The 18,613-nt window shown below is 52.0% G+C and carries 14 protein-coding genes; 10 read left to right on the forward strand and 4 right to left on the reverse strand.

The features are described from left to right. Complete coding sequence (gene metF / locus ACXAFI_RS18585; RefSeq protein ID WP_475109971.1) at positions 1-840, forward strand: methylenetetrahydrofolate reductase [NAD(P)H]; 840 nt, start codon at positions 1-3, stop codon at positions 838-840. Positions 841-909: 69 nt separating this feature from the next. Continuing rightward, positions 910-1,575 carry an RluA family pseudouridine synthase gene (locus ACXAFI_RS18590; protein ID WP_444923886.1) on the forward strand — a complete coding sequence of 222 codons (666 nt, stop codon included), beginning with the start codon at positions 910-912 and terminating at the stop codon, positions 1,573-1,575. A gap of 670 nt (positions 1,576-2,245) precedes the next feature. On the opposite strand, the gene ACXAFI_RS18595 is transcribed toward ACXAFI_RS18590, so the two are convergent. Both ACXAFI_RS18595 and ACXAFI_RS18600 read right to left on the reverse strand, forming a co-directional pair. Next, complete coding sequence (locus tag ACXAFI_RS18595) at positions 2,246-5,200, reverse strand: TonB-dependent receptor domain-containing protein (RefSeq protein ID WP_475109972.1); 2,955 nt, start codon at positions 5,198-5,200, stop codon at positions 2,246-2,248. 810 nt (positions 5,201-6,010) lie between these two features. Then, on the reverse strand, positions 6,011-8,365 hold the full coding sequence (locus ACXAFI_RS18600; protein WP_475109973.1) for a Tex family protein: 2,355 nt from the start codon (positions 8,363-8,365) through the stop codon (positions 6,011-6,013). A gap of 289 nt (positions 8,366-8,654) precedes the next feature. Between ACXAFI_RS18600 and ACXAFI_RS18605 the strand changes: the two genes are divergently transcribed. Together ACXAFI_RS18605 and ACXAFI_RS18610 are read left to right on the forward strand one after the other, a co-directional pair. Further along, entirely contained in the window at positions 8,655-9,902 is a 1,248-nt protein-coding gene (locus tag ACXAFI_RS18605) for an efflux RND transporter periplasmic adaptor subunit (RefSeq protein WP_475109974.1), read from the forward strand. Continuing rightward, positions 9,902-13,033, forward strand: a complete 3,132-nt coding sequence (locus ACXAFI_RS18610) for an efflux RND transporter permease subunit (RefSeq protein WP_475109975.1) — start codon at positions 9,902-9,904, stop codon at positions 13,031-13,033. Before ACXAFI_RS18605 ends, ACXAFI_RS18610 begins: the two co-directional genes overlap by 1 nt. Before the next feature lie 14 nt (positions 13,034-13,047). Here the strand turns inward: ACXAFI_RS18610 and ACXAFI_RS18615 are convergent, their stop codons facing one another. Next, the gene (locus tag ACXAFI_RS18615; RefSeq protein ID WP_475109976.1) at positions 13,048-13,170 is read right to left on the reverse strand and encodes a hypothetical protein; all 123 of its coding nucleotides are present in this window, start codon (positions 13,168-13,170) and stop codon (positions 13,048-13,050) included. Between ACXAFI_RS18615 and ACXAFI_RS18620 the strand changes: the two genes are divergently transcribed. The 4 genes from ACXAFI_RS18620 (at position 13,169) to ACXAFI_RS18635 (ending at position 15,660) form a co-directional block, all read left to right on the forward strand. Further along, positions 13,169-13,915, forward strand: coding sequence for a 16S rRNA (uracil(1498)-N(3))-methyltransferase (locus tag ACXAFI_RS18620; protein ID WP_475109977.1), 747 nt, complete (start codon positions 13,169-13,171; stop codon positions 13,913-13,915). The two genes, ACXAFI_RS18615 and ACXAFI_RS18620, sit on opposite strands and share 2 nt — an antisense overlap. Before the next feature lie 50 nt (positions 13,916-13,965). Further along, entirely contained in the window at positions 13,966-14,331 is a 366-nt protein-coding gene (locus tag ACXAFI_RS18625) for a hypothetical protein (protein WP_444920452.1), read from the forward strand. Positions 14,332-14,345: 14 nt separating this feature from the next. Beyond that, positions 14,346-14,993 (forward strand): HAD family hydrolase, encoded by a 648-nt coding sequence (locus ACXAFI_RS18630; protein WP_475109978.1) that lies wholly within the window; start codon positions 14,346-14,348, stop codon positions 14,991-14,993. Between the two features lie 73 nt (positions 14,994-15,066). Next, the gene (locus ACXAFI_RS18635; RefSeq protein ID WP_152455732.1) at positions 15,067-15,660 is read left to right on the forward strand and encodes an OmpA family protein; all 594 of its coding nucleotides are present in this window, start codon (positions 15,067-15,069) and stop codon (positions 15,658-15,660) included. A gap of 77 nt (positions 15,661-15,737) precedes the next feature. On the opposite strand, the gene ACXAFI_RS18640 is transcribed toward ACXAFI_RS18635, so the two are convergent. Next, positions 15,738-17,441 carry a phytoene desaturase family protein gene (locus ACXAFI_RS18640; protein ID WP_475109979.1) on the reverse strand — a complete coding sequence of 568 codons (1,704 nt, stop codon included), beginning with the start codon at positions 17,439-17,441 and terminating at the stop codon, positions 15,738-15,740. 154 nt (positions 17,442-17,595) lie between these two features. Between ACXAFI_RS18640 and ACXAFI_RS18645 the strand changes: the two genes are divergently transcribed. Both ACXAFI_RS18645 and map read left to right on the forward strand, forming a co-directional pair. Further along, entirely contained in the window at positions 17,596-17,802 is a 207-nt protein-coding gene (locus ACXAFI_RS18645) for a ParD-like family protein (RefSeq protein WP_152455728.1), read from the forward strand. After that, on the forward strand, positions 17,795-18,571 hold the full coding sequence (map, locus tag ACXAFI_RS18650; protein ID WP_475109980.1) for a type I methionyl aminopeptidase: 777 nt from the start codon (positions 17,795-17,797) through the stop codon (positions 18,569-18,571). The genes ACXAFI_RS18645 and map overlap by 8 nt, the downstream gene beginning before the upstream one ends. Positions 18,572-18,613 lie beyond the last annotated feature (42 nt).

Below are 18,613 nucleotides of genomic sequence, written 5' to 3' on the forward strand. Positions count from 1 at the left end.
ATGAAAAATCCCATTCGCATCAGTTTCGAATTTTTCCCACCCAAAACCCCCGAAGGCCGCGTCAAGCTGTATAAAACCCGCGAGGCTTTACAGGCGTTTAATCCCGAATTCTTTTCAGTCACCTATGGTGCCGGTGGTACCACGCGTGAAACTACCGCCAATATTGTTACCAATATGCGCAAAGATGGTATTTCCATCGCGCCGCACCTGTCATTTGGTGGAGACAATGAAGAGATCATTCTCGGATTATTAGATATATATAAAGAGGCCGGTGTAAATCGTATTGTGGCCCTGCGTGGGGATATGCCCTCTGGAATGGGTGCGGTGGCGCAACTGGTCTACGCGAATGAGTTGGTGGCTTTTATTCGGCGCCATACTGGCGATCATTTCCACCTGGAAGTTGCCGCCTATCCGGAAATTCATCCGGAGTCCAACAGTTATGATGATGATATACGCTATTTAAAAGGAAAGTTTGAGGCGGGAGCGAATAGCGCCCTGACTCAATACTTCTATAACCCGGATTCATATTTTTATTTCATAGATCAGTGTGAGAAAGCCGGTATCGATGCACCGATCTATCCGGGGATTATGCCAATTATTAACTTCGATAATTTAGTGCGTTTTTCGCGTAACTGCGGTGCAGAGATTCCGCGCTGGCTGAAAAAACGTATGGAAAGTTATCGCGACCCGGATGATATCCGTAAGCTGGGTCTCGAAGTAGTTACCGACCTGTGTGAAACCTTATTGGAGGGGGGCGCACCGGGATTGCATTTTTATACGATGAATCAGATTGGTGCCTCAGAGAGTATTTTAAAGGGCTTGGGCCTTGAGGCTCGCTAGTCCTCCTTGATATTTTATAGTGCCACCGGGTGTGGGCATTAGTATTTAGCAGGTTGTAAGAGTTAAATAATGCGTAAATATTGCCCACCAACCGAGCCTTTTTTATCGGTCATTTATCAGGATTCCTCCCTTCTAATTTTAAATAAACCCAGCGGTCTCCTCAGTGTGCCAGGTAGAGATCCGGCCCATAAAGATAGTCTGGCAAGCAGGGTACAAAAAAACTACCCGGAAGCACTGATAGTGCACCGCCTGGATATGGATACTTCGGGCCTGTTGGTAATGGCGCGGAGTCCTGAAGTTCACCGCAAACTCAGCACACTCTTCCAAAATCGCAAGGTCGATAAAACCTATCTTGCTAGAGTGTGGGGGGTACCCACTGCAGACTCAGGTGAGGTGAACCTGCCTCTGATTTGTGACTGGCCAAACAGGCCAAAACAAAAAGTGGATCATGAGGTGGGTAAGCCCTCTCTCACGCGTTGGGAAAAAATATCTAGTACAGCAGACAGCAGCTTACTGCGCCTCTTGCCGGTTACAGGCCGTTCCCATCAGCTGCGGGTGCATATGCAGGCGATGGGACACCCGATATTGGGTGATCCATTCTATGCACATTCAGAAGCCTTAGCTGCGGCCCCGAGATTATTATTGCATGCGAGTGCTTTGGAATTTGTGCATCCGGAGACGCAAGAGCGCCTGAGTGTTACCAGTGAATTACCAGAGGCATTCTCAGCTGAATAATCGTTAATGCTAGTTTTACAACCGGCTTTGATTTTTCATTAAATAAAAAAGGGCGATCACCAGATCGCCCTTTTTGTTGGTCCGCCGTATTATTTTTTATTCTTCATTGCCGCCATTAACAGATCGCCCATGCTGCCACGGCTATTCCCTTGGCCGCCCTTCTGTTGCCGATTGCCCTGCTGCTTGTTATAGCGCTGGGCCTGGCGGTTTTCACGCTGGTCGCCTTTGTTGATACCACCGCTGTTCTGTTGGGTGGGTTTATTAGGTGGACCCTTGGGGAAAACTTAGTCTCTGTTTTTATGTGTGGCATACCCAATTTATGGGTACTTTTAAAAAATAATATAATTAGCGTAACGTAGTAAAAATCACCAAGGAAAGAAATGGTTAGATCAGGTTTAGAGATGATCCGTCCAATTTTCATTTTAATAATAGAAAAAATAATAATATAGGATAGAGGGAATCTTTGACAATAAAAGTGTGGGTGGAATTTTCTTAGATAGGAGCTATCGATGATTGGGTGTTAGATAATAAATCTATACCATTTTAATAGGGGCTACCTTTGCTTAATGTAATTTGTCAAGACCAATGATTTGTTAGATGACCTTTAGATAAATCTAAAATGAGATGTCAAAGGTTGAGCTCATAAGAGCTCAACCTTTTTCTTAACTACTTAGAATTTATAGTTGACTCCAGCAGTTATGTAGCGTCCTAGTACATCGTAAACACCAATTGCCTCAAAGGAATTTACAGCTTTTGGTGGCTTCTCATTAAAGACATTTCGCACAGACAAACTAGCCTGTAGATTATCGTTAATTTGATAACCTAAATATGCATTATTTAGCCAGTACTCAGGTACAACCCTGATATCACGAGATTCTGCTGTATCATCGTTATTAACATTAGCCTTTCCAATATACTGTGTTTGCCAGTTTGCAGTCAGGCTATCCAGAGTGTAGGTCAAGTTAATTTGACCCTGCCAATCTGAAAAGCCGATTTCGCCAGCATCCACCTTGAGATCTGTCCCCGTAACAGAGTATTGTTGTTCCTTAATGTGATAAGCCATTAGCCCAAGGTCAAAATTACCGGGTACATTCCAGGTGTTCAAATCAAATTTATATGAAAGATCAGACTGAACACCTCGGAAATTATAGAATCCCGCATTTTTGAAGCCTGTGGTGAAGTCAACAACTTGGAAGTTATCATCGCGTACAAAAGCTTCACAAGCTGGATTACCTTGTTCGCCGTCGTAACAGGCCTCCATTAATATTGTTAATGAGAGGTCTTCAATAGCATTCTCAATATCAATATTGATCCAATCTACAGTCAGCTCAAGACCTTCTGCAAATTCCGGTGCCCATACAAATCCGAAAGAAGAAGCCTCAGCTCTTTCATTTAGCAAATCTGGATTGCCACCGGTTTTGCCGGTCTTTGTTCCGTTCACAATTTCTGATTGCCAGCTATTTGAATCATAATCAAATCCTGCTGCAGTGGCCTCCGCTCTACAGTTGGCAAGACGTTGGGCTGGGTTTTCTCCTCGGCCCACATAGCGCTCATCACATGGATCGTCTGCGTCACGGAAAGTTTCAGATATAGGAAGGAGGGCTTCAATTACGGAAGGAGCCCTAATTGATTCCGTGATATTTCCTCGCAAGGTCAGTGATCCTAATACAGGGAGGTCAAGCATAATTCTGGAGCCAATGGACCAAGTATTATCACTTCCTGCCTGAGAGTGATCTACAGTTCTCCAGGCTCCTTCTAGTTCCATACCAGAGAGGCCTGCGATTAGATCTGATGGGATCACTGGTACTAAGAATTCTGTATAGAACTCTTTAGTATCGAATCCTCCAGAGAGGGGAGATAGGGCAGCGGAGCGACCAAGGCCCTGGCGCATGAAATCATCCGGGCGAAATTCAGAGTACTCATCGCGAATTTCATATCCGAAAGCCATGGAAAGAGGCCCCGCAGGCAGGTCGATAATTTCGCCACCTATGTTGGCACTTATAATTTCCTGCTCAAGCTCTCCGTAAGTGCGCCCTATTGTGGTGACGTAATCAATAGCAGCCTGATCGGTGACGACACCTAGTACATTAAGGGGGACGCAGTCAGAATCTGAAGAAACACATACGATATTGCCACTTTCATCTGTGGTTACATCTAAAGCCTTTTCATAATTTGCCTGAACTAACTGAGTCCTCTCAGTAACTGAGTCAGTTTTTCCTTTATTGTAACTGATATCCCAATTCCAGTCTCTCCCGGCAAAGGAGAAGTCACCCTCTAAGCCAATTACATAACGAAACATCTCATTTTCGCCACCGGTATATCCACTTTGAGCAAGGTCGTTCATTCCTTTATGCAAATAGAAAACTCCATCTTCAACAATACCGTTATTGATTAGAGTTTCGCGGTCTGCAGCGCTTAAATAAGGATTATCGATAGAAATAGGGAGTGCCGAAGAATCGCCACCAAACTGTGCAGATTGATAGAAAGGTTGGGCGTTTGGATCGCTTGACTCAGAAGTAAAGTAATTAATTTCTGCGAAAGCTTTAATATTGTCTGTAATATCAAAGTGACCCAATGTATTAAATAGGTGTCTTTCTATGGGCGCCCTAATAGAATCATAATCTTGTAGTAAGAGGCCATCGCCACCTATAAAATTGACAATACTGCCTGAAGGAGTACCTAGGTTAAGTGGTGCTAGCTGTCCATCTTTGTTAAATCCAAGAGGATTGCCATTAGAATCCTTTATAATATTGCTATCTACAGCAAAAAGTGGGAATCCTGCAGCAGGAGTAGGAATACCTTCTTTAGTGATTATCGGTATGGCACGTCCCTTATCAAAAATTCTATCTGGAATGCCGTCTTCAGGGCCTTCGCTCTCAGGGTTCTCAAAAAAGTAATAATAATCGCCTGTAAATTTACGATCATTCATTAACACCGCATCGGTCTTATTATATTCGTAGCTAGCCACGATATTTCCACGACCGTCAAACAGATTTTGACCGAAAGTAATGGATGCCATATGATCGCCTGCATCATTTTCGCGATCAGCAAAACCACTGGAAAATTCGGTTTCCACTCCCTCAAAATCATCCTTAAGAATGACATTAATTGTTCCTGCTATAGCGTCGGATCCATAAATTGGAGCGCCACCAACAGAAATCACTTCAACGCGATCAATTAATGCGGTTGGAAGAGAGTTCAAGTCGACTTGTAATCCACCAGTTGCGCCAAATGCTGTTGGGGCATTCGCAGATACAACTCTTCGGCCATTAACAAGAGTAAGAGTCCTTTGAGATCCCAGGCCATAAAAATCTGCGAAGCTTTGGCCAACATTATTCGCATCTGATTCTGCCAAACTAGTACCAGATGCCGCCATCATGGGCAAGCTATTCAAGGCATCTGACACATTGGTATAACCATTTGTCTCAAAAAGTTCCTGCCCAATAGTAGACGCTGGTTGCATAGTGTCAAAGCCAGCTCTTGGAATACGAGAGCCAGTTACAATAACCTCTTCAATCTTCCCTGCTTCCTGCCCCTCGTCAGATTGGCCATCTTGGGCATTGGCTATAATAGCCGGCATACCTACTGCGATTGCGAGTAAAGTCTTTTTAAAATTACTATTCATTGCTTTTCCTTTTAGATCCTACAGAAGGAGCGATAGCTGTTCATATTGGCTCGAAGTATTTTTGGCCTTGAGCATAGTTTTTATTTTCATCCGCCCAATGTTTAGACGAATTACATTCGAGTTCCCTCAAATTTTCAAAAGATATAGTTTTGCCTTTAGATGTCAATATGAATTATCTGCTATGAAGTGCAGGCTTGATTAGATCAAAAAACAATCAAAATCAAGCATTAGTCTTAATTTCGCCATCTTTCCAAGCGAAATATCAAGTGTTAGAGGCAATCTTAGGTAGGCCATGAAAATCAACCAGCATTACTCGTAAGTAGTATCTTAAGGGTTTGTACCGATAGAGGTCTTCAAGAGGTATATGAACAGGGATATATACTGTGATTCTCTATCTGAATAGTCACTTTTTTTACTATTATTGATGTGAGTTTAAATTCGTTAACGGGGTATCTAACTCTTAGAAGATTATTCGATGAAGGGTCATTTACCCACTCCATAGGTAATCTCAATAAATTTTTGCATGGTTTCTAAGATAAAAGACCTAAATGATTTGAGTATTTTTAAAGTTCTTAACACTTAAGAAAAGTTCATCGATAGGCGTTTCTTAGTCAATTGAATCGGATACTATCATCGGAGGAGTTTGGTTTCGTACTAGGCATTGAAAAGGTGGATTGATCCATATTTGGAATTAGACTTGACCTATGTGTCTTTCTACTCGAATAGATTGAAAATATGCTGAAGCTTCTAAAGTGAATTAACATCAAAAAGGACGATCTAGTGATCGCCCTTTTTTATTGACTCACAGTATTATTTTTTATTCTTCATCGCCGCCATTAACAGATCGCCCATGCTGCCACGGCTATTTCCTTGGCCGCCCTTTTGCTGCCGATTGCCCTGTTGCTTGTTATAGCGTTGGGCCTGGCGGTTTTCGCGCTGGTCGCCTTTGTTGATACCACCGCTGCCCTGTTCGCCGGGTTCGTCGGAGAGGCGCATGGAAAGGCCGATGCGCTTGCGCGCGACATCCACTTCCATCACTTTGACTTTGACGATATCGCCGGCTTTAACCACTTCGTGGGGGTCTTTGACGAACTTTTCTGAAAGCGCGGAGATATGGACCAGTCCGTCCTGGTGCACGCCGATATCTACAAACGCACCGAAGTTGGTGACGTTGGTAACCGTGCCTTCCAACACCATGGCGGGGCGCAGGTCTTTGATTTCCTCAACGCCCTCTTCGAAGCGCGCAGTGCGGAATTCCGGGCGCGGGTCGCGGCCGGGTTTTTCCAGTTCGGCGATGATATCGGTAACGGTGGGTACACCGAATTTCTCATCGGTGTAATCCGCCGGATTGAGGCGGCGCAGGAAGGCGGAGTCGCCGATCAGGCTGTTGATCTCGCGGCCGTTTTTCTCGGCGATGCGTTTCACCACGATATAGGATTCGGGGTGTACGCCGGATTTATCCAGCGGGTTTTCGCCGTTATTAATACGCAGGAAGCCGGCGGCCTGCTCAAAGGCTTTGGGCCCCAGGCGCGGTACTTCCATCAGTTGTTTGCGGTTTTTAAAGGCGCCGTGCTGATCGCGGTAGCTGACGATATTGCTGGCGATGGAGGCGGTCAGACCGGAAACTTTGGCCAACAGCGGCGCCGAGGCGGAATTCAATTCGGCACCAACACCATTTACACAGTCTTCCACCACGGCGTCGAGAGAGCGTGCCAGCTGAGTCTGTGAAACGTCATGCTGGTACTGGCCAACACCAATGGATTTGGGTTCGATCTTCACCAGCTCAGCCAGCGGGTCTTGCAGGCGACGGGCGATAGAGATGGCTCCGCGGATGGTGACATCCAGATCGGGAAATTCCCGCGCGGCGAATTCGGAGGCGGAGTACACAGAGGCTCCGGCCTCATTCACCACCACTTTCTGTGCGCTGAGCTTATATTGTTTGATGGTTTCACCAACAAATTTATCGGTCTCGCGACTGGCTGTGCCGTTGCCGATGGCGATCAAGCCGACATTGTATTTATTGCACAGGGCGGCAATAACCGCGGCAGATTCCTGATGACGGTTTTGTGGCGGATTGGGGAAGATGGCGGTGTGGTCCAGTATCTTGCCGGTGGCATCCACCACCGCAACTTTCACACCGGTACGCAGGCCCGGGTCCAGGCCGATAGTGGCTTTGTGTCCGGCAGGTGCGGCTAACAGCAGATCTTTGAGATTGCGGGAGAAGACCTTGATGGCTTCCTCTTCCGCTTTTTCGCGCAGCTCACCCAACAGGTCAGTTTCCAACGCGGTAAGCAGCTTGATGCGCCAAGTCCAGCGCACCACCTCGCCGAGCCATTTGTCCGCCGGGCGGCCTTCGTCGGTAATATCAAAATGCCTGGCGATCATGGTTTCGCAGGGGTGGCCGGCGGTGGCTGGAGTGCCCTCCTCTTCGGGCAATCCAACACTGATGGCGAGGATGCCCTCGTTGCGGCCGCGGAAAATCGCCAGGGCGCGGTGGGATGGCACCTTGGACCAGTCCTCGGCGTATTCGAAATAGTCGCGGAATTTGGCTCCCTCTTCCTCTTTGCCGTCGAGCAGCTTAGATTTCACCTGGCCATCGCGCTTGAGGTAATCCCGCAGTTTACCCAGCAGCTCGGCATCTTCTGCGAAGCGTTCCATCAGGATAAATTTGGCTCCGTCGAGGGCGGCCTTGATGTCTTTTACCTGTAAGGAGGCGTCTTCGTGATCGGTGTTGAGGTATTGCTGTGCTTCTGCGGCGGGGTCTAAGGACGGGTTGTTAATCAGGGCGTCGGCGAGGGGTTCGAGCCCCGCTTCGATAGCGATCTGCCCCTTGGTGCGCCGTTTGGGTTTGTAGGGCAGGTAGAGATCTTCGAGGCGGTTTTTGGTGTCAGCGCCATTGATTTGTTGCGCCAATTCCGCGGTGAGTTTGCCTTGTTCATCAATACTCTTGAGGATGGCTGCGCGGCGCTCTTCCAGCTCACGCAGGTAGCGCAGGCGCTCCTCCAGGGTACGTAATTGGGTGTCGTCCAGAGCACCCGTGACTTCTTTCCGGTAGCGGGCAATAAAAGGCACCGTGGAGCCTTCATCCAGCAGGGATACTGCGGCGGTAACCTGTTGGGGACGTACGTTGAGTTCTTCGGCGATGCGAGCGTTGATATCCAGCATGTGATGTCTATATCCGTTTTCCGGGGGTTCGTACCTTAAGGAGCGGCGTTTGACCGGGAAATAGCCCTTCGGTTTCCTTGGCTTTGCGCGGCCCGCTGTCTCTCCTGCAACGGTAAATTGGGGCGGGCATTATGCGTTACCCGAGCCCGGCGAGGAAGGTTTGCGATAAGGCACAAACTCCTGCGGCGACCTGCATCCAAATCGACTCTTATCTGCGTCGAACTCCAGTAGAATGCGCGCTAATTAAAATTTGACCAGTTCCGGTCACAGAATGGGGTAGAGGGTGCCTGTGAAAGTGTCGAGCAAGAACAAGCTTTTATTTACCGTTTTGGCTATTGGGGTGGCCGCCATTACTACGGTGGTGTTATTGAAGCCGAAGCCGGAAGAAAAACCACCGGAAGCGGTGGTACCGCCGGTGGCGGATGTCCTATATGCGGAACCGGGGCGCCAGACCCTGTTGGTACCGAGCCAGGGCACAGTGCACGCCCGCCATGAAATCGAAGTGGTGGCTCGTGTCGGCGGTGTGATTGAAAGTGTGGGTGAGGCTTTTGTGCCCGGTGGTTTTTTTGCCGAAGGGGAATCGCTGCTGCAGCTTGAACAGGCGGACTACACCCACAAAGTGACCCGCGCCGAATCGCAGCTGGCCGATGCCAAGTCCGCCTTGGCACAAGAGCAGGGCAGAGCCAAGCAGGCCAAGCGCGAGTGGCGCGACTTGGGCAGTGAAGCCGCTAACGCACTGTTCCTGCGCAAGCCGCACTTACAGGCCGCCGAAGCCGCAGTGGCCGCCGCGCGCGCGGATCGCGACCAGGCCAAGCTGGACCTGGCGCGAACTGCAGTGAAAACGCCGTTTGCTGGACGCGTAGTGGAGACCTATGTCGATCTGGGTCAATACATTACCCCCGGCACGCCCCTGGCAAAAATCCACAGCACCGGCATCGCCGAAGTGCGCCTGCCTCTGACCGATCAACAGCTGGCACTGCTCGATCTGCCTCTGGGTAAATCCTTTGAACATGGCCCCGAGGTACGCCTGCGGGCAATGGTGGCTGGGCTTGAGCGCGAGTGGCGTGCCCAGCTGGTGCGCACCGAGGCCAGCATCGATACCAATAGCCGCTTTATTTATGCCGTGGCTCAGGTACAGAACCCTTATGAAGGCGATGTTCCCTTGATGAACGGCTTGTTTGTGGAGGCCGATATTGCCGGTCGCACTCTGGACGGCATTGTGGTTTTGCCGCGCCAGGCCCTGCACGAGGGCGACCACCTGCTGGTGTTGGATGAAGAGAGCAAGCTGGTGTTCAAAACTGTGGAGCTGTTGCAGAGCATTGGTGACCAGGTGTGGTTGCGCGGCGACATCGCCATTGGTGACCGCGTCGTGGTGTCCAGCCTGGGCTACTCCCGCGAGGGTATGGCACTTACTGCTAATCCACTCAACGAGAAGCCAGCCGGTCTGATTGATAGTGTTAAGAGCGATGCTGAAGCCGATTCAAACACCACCGGCGAGACCGCAGCAACAAATAGTGCTGCCCACGGAGGCCACTGATGAACGGCATTATTTCCTGGTTTGCGCGCAACAGTAAGGCCGCAAATCTGCTGATGATTATGATCATCATCGGCGGTTTCTTCGGAATCAGTGGGATTGATCGCGAGGTATTTCCGGCGATTCAGCCCGGTATTGTCGAGGTGGAAATCTCCTATCCCGGTGCCGGTCCGGCGGAAGTCGAGCAGCAGGTGACCGTGCGTGTGGAGGAGGCTATCTCTGAGGTGAAGGGCATCAAGGAGGTGAACTCCGCCTCCCGCCGCAGCCACTCCTCCATCGAAATTCAAGCGGTGGATGGTTACGACGAGCTGCGTCTGCTCAACGATATCAAGGTGCAGGTGGATAGTATTAACACCTTCCCCGAGGGTATCGAGCGCCCGGTGATTCGCCTGCAGGAGTGGGATACCCAGCTGATGATGATCGCCATTGGCGGTCCGGTTTCCGAGCGCCAGCTCAAGGAGACCGCGCTGGACCTGCGCGACAAACTCACCCTGATTCCCGGTGTGCGCCGTGTGGATATCTGGGGCGAGCGCCCAGATGAGCTATCCATCGAGGTTTCCGAACTGGACCTGCGCCGCTACAACCTGAGCTTCAATGATGTAGCCAACGCGGTGCGCCGCTCCTCCCTCGATCTGCCCGCGGGTATGGTGCGTTCGGATCGCGGTGATATCCAGGTGCAGACCCGCGGTCAGGCCTATACCGCCGAGGACTTCGAGCGTATTCCGGTAGTCAGCCGTGCCGATGGCTCTGTACTGCTGCTGCGTGATGTGGCCACCGTGCGCGATGGCTTTGAAGAGTACAACAACGTCATTCTCTTTAACGGCAATCCGGCTATGAACCTGCGAGTGGTTCAGGGGGAGCCGCTGGATGTGGTGGCCACCGCCGAGCGTATCAAGGCGTTTATGGCGGAGGCGCGCACCCAGTTGCCGCCGGGTATGGAGTTCGACGTCTGGTTCGACTTCTCCAAGGCTTTTGAAGGCCGCATGAACCTGTTGACCACCAACGCCTTAAGCGGCTTCGCCATGGTCTTTATCATGCTGATGCTGTTCCTGCGCCCGGCGCTGGCGATGTGGGTAACGGTGGGCATTATTGTGGCCTTCCTCGGTGCCTTCTGGTTACTGCCGATTACCGGGGTCAGCCTGAATATGTTGTCGCTGTTCGCTTTCCTGCTGATTCTCGGCATTGTGGTGGACGATGCGATTATTGTGGGGGAAGCGGTGCATGCGGCCCACGATCGCGGTGTGACCGGTCTGGCCGCCGCGGAAGAGGGCGTGAAGCAGGTCTCCGCGCCGGTGATCTTCGCCGTGACCTCCACCATGGTGTTCTTTATCCCCATGCTGTTCCTGCCCGGTTATACCGCGCAGATGATGCTGGCACTGCCGGTGGTGGTGCTCTTGTGTCTGGTGTTCTCCCTGGTGGAATCTCTGTTGATTCTGCCGGCGCACCTGGTGGGTATGAAACCGGAGCAACCCGCCAAATCCGCCCTGGGCATCAAGCTGCAGAAGCTGCGTGGCCACTTCGCCGGGGCTATGAAGACCGCCGGTGACAAGTACTACTTGCCGCTGCTGAAGAAGTCCCTTGGCAACAGCCGCACCACGGTGATGGTCTTTTTCATGGCGCTGGTACTCTCTATCAGTGTCTTTACCAGTGGTTATGTGGGTTCTTCCTTCTCGCCACAGGTACCGTCGGATCTGTTGGAATTGCGTGCCAGCATGGCCGATGGCGAGCCTTTCCATGAGGCCGAGCGCGTGATGAATCAGGTGCTGGAGGCCGCAGATAAGCTCGCTACCGATGAGGAGATGCTGAAGCTCAACGACGGCGAGCCCTTCGTGATGAACTCCATGGTGTTCAACTGGCGCGGCAACATCTTTGTGATCTTGCAGCTCACCGACGGAGAGATGCGCGATGTGACTTCCAAAACCCTGTCGCTGCGCTGGCGCGAGCTGATCGGTGAAATGCCGGCCAGTGTTGAAGACCTCAAGATTGATGCCACCATCAACGATGGCGGCAACGGTATGAGTCTGAACCTGAGCACCGCTTCGGGGGATATGGATGAATTGCGCGCTGCCGCCGATGCAGTGAAGAAGAAGATGAACAGCTACGCCGGTGTTTACGATGTGCGTGACAATCTCACCAGTGCGCGTCGCGATATCGAAATCCAGCTGAAGCCCCACGCCACCACCATGGGTATCAACCTGGCGGATGTGGCCAGGCAGGTGCGCCAGGGTTTCTATGGTGAAGAAGTACAGCGTATTCCCCGCGGTCGCGAGGACGTTAGGGTGATGGTGCGCTACCCGCAGGAAGAGCGCGCCAGCGAAGAGCAGATGGATCGTGTGCGTATTCGCACGGCGCAAGGCGAGGTGCCTTTCTCTGCGGTAGCCGAAGCGGTCTATGTGCCCGGTTACACCACCATCCGCCGCAACAACCGCGAGCGTACCGTGCGCGTGTTTGCCGAGCTAACGCCGAACACCTCCACTGCGCAGGAAATTCTCAAGGATATGCGCGAGACCCTGGTGCCTGAGCTGGAGCGCCAGTTCCCCGGTTTCTCCCTGAGAACCGCCGGTGAAATGCAGGAGGAGGAAGAGTTCAACGGTGCGATCCTGGCGTTCTTCGTACTGTCTCTGTTCGCTATTTACGCGCTGCTGGCCATCGCCTTCCGCTCCTACTCGCAGCCGCTGTTGATCCTCACCGCAGTGCCGTTTGGCTTCTTTGGCGCGGTAGTGGGCCACCTGTTGATGGGCCACGATATCAGCATTATGTCCATGCTCGGCTTCCTCGCCGCAGCAGGGGTTGTGGTGAACGATAACCTGGTATTGATGGATCGCATCAATCAGCTTCGCGCCCAGGGCGTAGCTGTTATGGATGCGGTGGTGCAGGCGGGTCGCGATCGTTTCCGCCCGATTATCCTTACCTCTATCACCACCTTTATCGGGTTGGTGCCGATCATGTTCGAGCGCTCTATCCAGGCGCAGTTCCTGATCCCCATGGTGATCAGCCTCGCCTTCGGCGTCCTGTTTGCCACCGCAGTGACTCTTGTGCTGGTGCCAAACCTATACAAGGTGATCGAAGTGCTGCGTCCGAAAGGCAAGCGCCAGGGCCAAATTGACACCCCGGTGTCTCTGGAAACGGCCTGATAGCAATTTGCGTTTCAGGCAATGGCGGGGGTTTTCCACCATTGCCTGGCCTGCGCATTAATGCCTAAACTACCCGCCTGCAAAATGCCGACATTCCAGTCGGCTTTTTTATAGTGTTTTACAGGATCTTCACTCATGCGCATCCCGCGTATTTACTCCCAGCAGGCCCTGGCCGGTGTTTCTCAAATCGAGTTGGATGAGGGCGCCTCCCGACATCTGGTAAAAGTCCTGCGCCTCGGCGCCGGCCACCCGATGACTCTGTTTGATGGTCTGGGTGGTGAGTACAGTGCGGAATTGCTGGCTACGGGTAAGCGCGCGCAGGTGGGTGTTGGTGCATTTCGCGAAGACAATCGCCAGTCGCCTCTGGCGTTAACCCTGGCTATTGGCATTTCCCGCGGCGACCGATTCGATTGGGTGATACAGAAGGCCACCGAGCTGGGGGTGGCGGCTATACAGCCTTTGTTCAGCGAGCGCTGCGAGGTCAAACTATCTGGCGAGCGCCTGCAAAAAAAACTCGGCCACTGGCGCCAGATTGCTATCAGCGCTTGTGAGCAGTGTGAGCGCAATCTGTTGCCGGAAATTGCCGAACCGGTAAAACTCCCTCAGTATTTACAAACCTCAACCCAGCAGGGCGCGCCGCAAACCAAACTGGTATTACACCACCGCACCGAGCTGGATCTGCGCCGCTGGGAAGCGGACAATGGCAAGCCGGATTCGGCCCTGTTGATGGTGGGGCCAGAGGGTGGATTGTCCCAGGCGGAGATTGATCTGGCCTTGGGCCACGGCTTTATGCCACTGCGCTTGGGGCCGAGGGTTATGCGCACCGAAACCGCACCTATCGCTGCACTGTCAATACTGCAGTTCCAATGGGGTGACCTGTAGGAGCCGGCGTAATTCAAAATTGGATAGGATGAAAACCAGGAAGGGAAACTATGATTCGAGTGATTGTAGGGTTATTGGGTATTGCCATTGTCTTGTTGTCACTGGCAGTTATTGCCAAGCCCAAGTTGGCGCAAACCATCAGCGAGAGACTCAGCGAAACAGGCTATTTCTTTTCCGCCTGGCTGCGCATTCTTGTCGGTCTTTTTCTGCTTTTGGTCGCCGACACTCGCAACTGGTATATCCTCTTCAACGCCCTGGGTGTATTGGTGCTGCTGAGTGGCGCCTATATGCTGCAGATTGGTTTTGAGCGCGGCAAAGCGCTGGCCATCAAAATCTCCCAGGGCAATGAAAACTTCCTGCGTATCAGCGGCATACTCGGGTTGATCATCGGTATTATGCTGCTCTCCGCACGCTGATTTTATGGGGTCCCATGTCTTCCACAGATTTGATCATTTTTGATTGCGACGGTGTGCTGGTAGATAGCGAGAGCATCGTCTGTCGCATCCTCGCTGAAGAAATGAATAAGTTGGGTATGGCCACCACTGCGGAGGAGCTGGATGAGCAATTCAGCGGCCGGCCCGCCAGGGATTGCCTGCTGGAAATCGAGAAGCGTTTCGGCGGCCCCCTGCCGGACCATTATTTTGGTAATACCGAGCGCCGTATCCGTGAGGCATTCCACGCGGAGCTGGAGCCCATAGCCGGCATTGAGGGCTTGCTCGATCACTTACAGCAGATCGGCATGCGCAGCTGTGTGGCCTCATCGGGCTCGCATCAGAAAATGCAGTTGACCCTGAATAAAACCGGTCTCTACGAATACTTCGACGGCAGGATCTACAGTGCTGAGGATGTCTCCCGGGGCAAACCCTGGCCGGAGCTGTTCCTGCATGCGGCCACTAGCATGGGGGTGAAGCCGGAGCGCTGTCTGGTCGTGGAGGACTCCAACGCCGGTGTGGAAGCCGCGGTAGCCGCCGGCATGCGCGTGGTTGGCTACAGCACCCATAGTCAGAGAGCGCCACAGCTGGAGCAGCGCGGTGCCAGGGTAGTTAGCGATATGATGGCGGTGTTGAACTTCCTCTAACGGCTAGACATCTCCTCCCTCCGGCAGCTTGTTCTACACTGAATTTGACGTCTGCAAACCGGAAGTTTTGTCTATGGCGGGCAAGCCTTTATTCGTCTGCTATCTCGCCCTGCTGGTATTGCTACTTGCCGGCTGCCCCAACCCCGATCCCAACAGGAAATACGCCCTTGAGCCCCAGTCTGTGGTGCAGTCCGGTGAGAGTGAGAAGCAGGCACGACAGGCGGCTCCTTTTGCCGATGATTTGGTGCGCTTCCTGCGCGGAAATTCCCGCAAAGGAGGGGATACTTTCCGGTTGCGTTTAGAGTTTGACCCCGGTGGTTTCGCACCGCGCATGGATAGCATCGCCGACCTGGAAGCACTGCTGGTGATCATGCGCGATTTCCCCGAGATGCGTATTACGATTGAGGGGCACACAGATAATGACGGTGACCCAAAGAAAAATCTGCATCTTTCTCAGTGGCGTGCTGACTGGGTGCGCAATTTTTTGATAGAGCGCGGTATCGATGGCGAGCGCATGCGCGCCCAGGGTTATGGCGATACAGATCCTATCGCTGATAACGAGAGCAAGGCTGGACAAAGGGAAAACCGGCGCCTGGTTATCCGGGTGCTTAATTTTGATCGAATGCCCAGTAGATTGCCTCGATTGAAGACATCTCCGAGCCCATAAATTCAAATAAAAAACCCGGCGATAAATGCCGGGTTTTTTATTATTGCGGTTGTCGAAAAATCTTTTTTGTCGGCTTATCAGGTGGATGCTTTGCCCAACTCCTCACCGCCGCTTGCCGGAGCCTGGAAAGGCTGGCCACTAATAACCTGGCGCATCAACTTCCCGCCCTGGCGCAAGCCGAGAATGCTCTGGGCGGTTAATACCCCCGAGATCATCGCCCCAGCCACGCCACAGCTCATTACATCCTGGCCGGTGAGATAGAGCCCATTGAGTCGCGTCTTGGGTCTCAGCCAACGCTGCTCAAAACGCTTGGGATCGTGGTCGAGGCCATAGATTTCACCGCGTGGATAGAAGCAGAAATAATCCGTCGATAGCGGTGTGGATAACTCGTAGTAATCGATTTGCCCGCGTAGATGGGGGAAATGCTTGTACAAGTGCTCCAATAAACGCTGGCTGAAGGCCTCTTTTAGGGTCTCGTAGTCATCACCGCGCTTGCCCCAGGGTTTGTCACTCCATTGGGCGAACCAATCGTAATTGGCCGGGGCAACGATTTCGATAGTGGCGCGCCCAGGATAGCGCTGGGTAAAGGTGGGGTCCTTGGCCGAGGGGAAAGAGATATAGGCTAGCGGAATATCTTTGTCGCTATCCTGCAGGAAGGCCTGCATATCCTCCTCGTAGTTCTCACTGGTATAGAGCCAGTAATTGGTTTTCGGCAGCTGTAGTTCTTCGGCGGTTTTTTCCAGGCCGATGTACAGGCACAGGTGAGACATGGAGGGAGTGACGGTTTTCAGGTCGTGCAGGTAGCCGAGGCGCTCACTGGCACTCTGGGGCAGCAGTCTCTCGAAGGTATTAAACACACCGGCTCCGGAAATCACCACGGGCGCCTCGATTTCGGTGCCATCGCTCATGCGCAGGCCGCGAACCTTATTGCCATCTAACAGAATGGTTTCCACCTTGGCATAGGTAAAAACATCGCCGCCACTAGCCTGAATCTGCGGAATAATGGTTTCGGAAATCTTACTGGCACCGCCTACCGGGTAGTAGCCGCCATACAAATAATGCTTGGCGATCAGGGCGTGAATAATAAAACTGCTCTGCGCCGGCGCCATGCCATTGTCGCCCCACTGGCCGGTGAGTACCGAAATCAGTTTTTCATTGCCGGTGATCTCGCCCAGCACTTCTCGGGTGGTCTTATTCAACCAGGAAGGATCGCGCAGCTTGCGCCACAGGCGCATAAAGGGGCCGCACCAGCTGGGAAACAGTTTCTCCATTGCCATGCGCTGCATGGACTTGGCCACCTCGTTGAGACGGGCCAGGTAACGTTCAATATTCTCCCGTTCGGCGGGGAAATGTTTGACCAATTCATCAATAAACGCCTGGCGACCGGCGCGCAGATCAAACTGCTCCTCGCCGATACAAATGCGATCGTAGGTGTCGTCCATCGGCGCCCAATGCAACTTACCACCGGTGATAAAGTCGAAAATCCTGCCTGTCATGGTGGGATGTTCGCCCACATCGCCAATGTAGTGCACGCCGACATCCCACTCGTAGCCATTGCGATCGTAGGCATGGGTATAGCCGCCGGCGGTGTAGTGCTGCTCCAGGACCAGTACCTTCTTACCGGTGGCACTCAGCATGGCGGCGGTAGTCAGGCCGCCGATTCCAGAGCCGATTACCAGGGCATCGTAGGGGCCGTTCAAGCGACTGGCACGGTAACGCTGGCCAATACGCAGGCGGCTGGGCTTGGGGGCGCTGCGTTTCTTTTCAGTAGTTTCGGACATGGTGGCCTCATCACTTTTATTTTTATCTCTCAACCATATCGCTCAAATATTGACTATGCAACAAGTTGCATAATTTCAACCTTTCATACCACCTTGCCTATCTAGTATAAAGAGATATACACTTTGTATATAAATTATATATACGGTGTATAAAATGGGTATCGTTAAGATCTCGGATGAATTACACGATGAAATCCGTAAAGCGAGTACCACGCTGGCACGTTCTATTAACGCCCAGGCTGAGTACTGGATAAAGATCGGCATGTTGGCCGAGCTGAATCCAGAGCTCAGTTACAGCCAGTTGTGCAAGAAGCTACTACGCACCGAATCATTTACTCTGGAAGAGCTCACTCGTGAATAACATAAAAATCAAGACCGCCAGGGAACAGGCGTTGATGCGTAACTCCGGTGAATTATTGAGCCGCGTGTTCGCTATGCTCGATGGTATTGTGAAGCCGGGTATTACCACCATGGAAATTAACGACCGGGTGGAAACGTTTATTACCCGGGAGTTGCAGGCGCGCCCGGCCAGCAAGGGGCAATACGACTATCCCTACTCTCTTAATACTTCGATCAATGAGGTGGTTTGCCACGGCATGCCTCGCGAGGGACAGGCGTTGCGCGATGGCGATATCGTCAACGTGGATATTACCCTGGAAAAGTCTGGTTATATCGCCGACTCCAGCAAGATGTATATGATTGGCAGCGTAACGCCCATTGCCAAAAAACTGGTGCAGTGTTGTTACGATGCCATGTGGGCCGGTATTCACGCCGTAAAACCTGGCGCGACTTTTGGTGATGTGGGCCATACGATCCAACAGTATGTTGAAAAGCGCGGGTTCAGTGTGGTGCGTGAATACTGTGGCCACGGTATTGGCCGTGAAATGCATGAAGAACCCCAGGTAATGCACTTTGGTCGAGCGGGCAGCGGAGCTGTTTTACGCGAAGGAATGACATTTACGATTGAACCCATGATCAATCAAGGCAATCGCAAAACCAAACTCAAAAAAGACGGTTGGACCGTGGTGACCAAAGATGGCAGGCTCTCCGCGCAATGGGAGCACACAGTGCTGGTTACGGCGGATGGGTATGAAGTACTGACTTTGCGGGAAGAGGAAAAGAAGAGTTAGGGGAGAGGCTAATTTCTTCACTTTCATAGCACGTAGAGAGCA

This window comes from Microbulbifer sp. ABH2_005, from assembly GCF_056160005.1.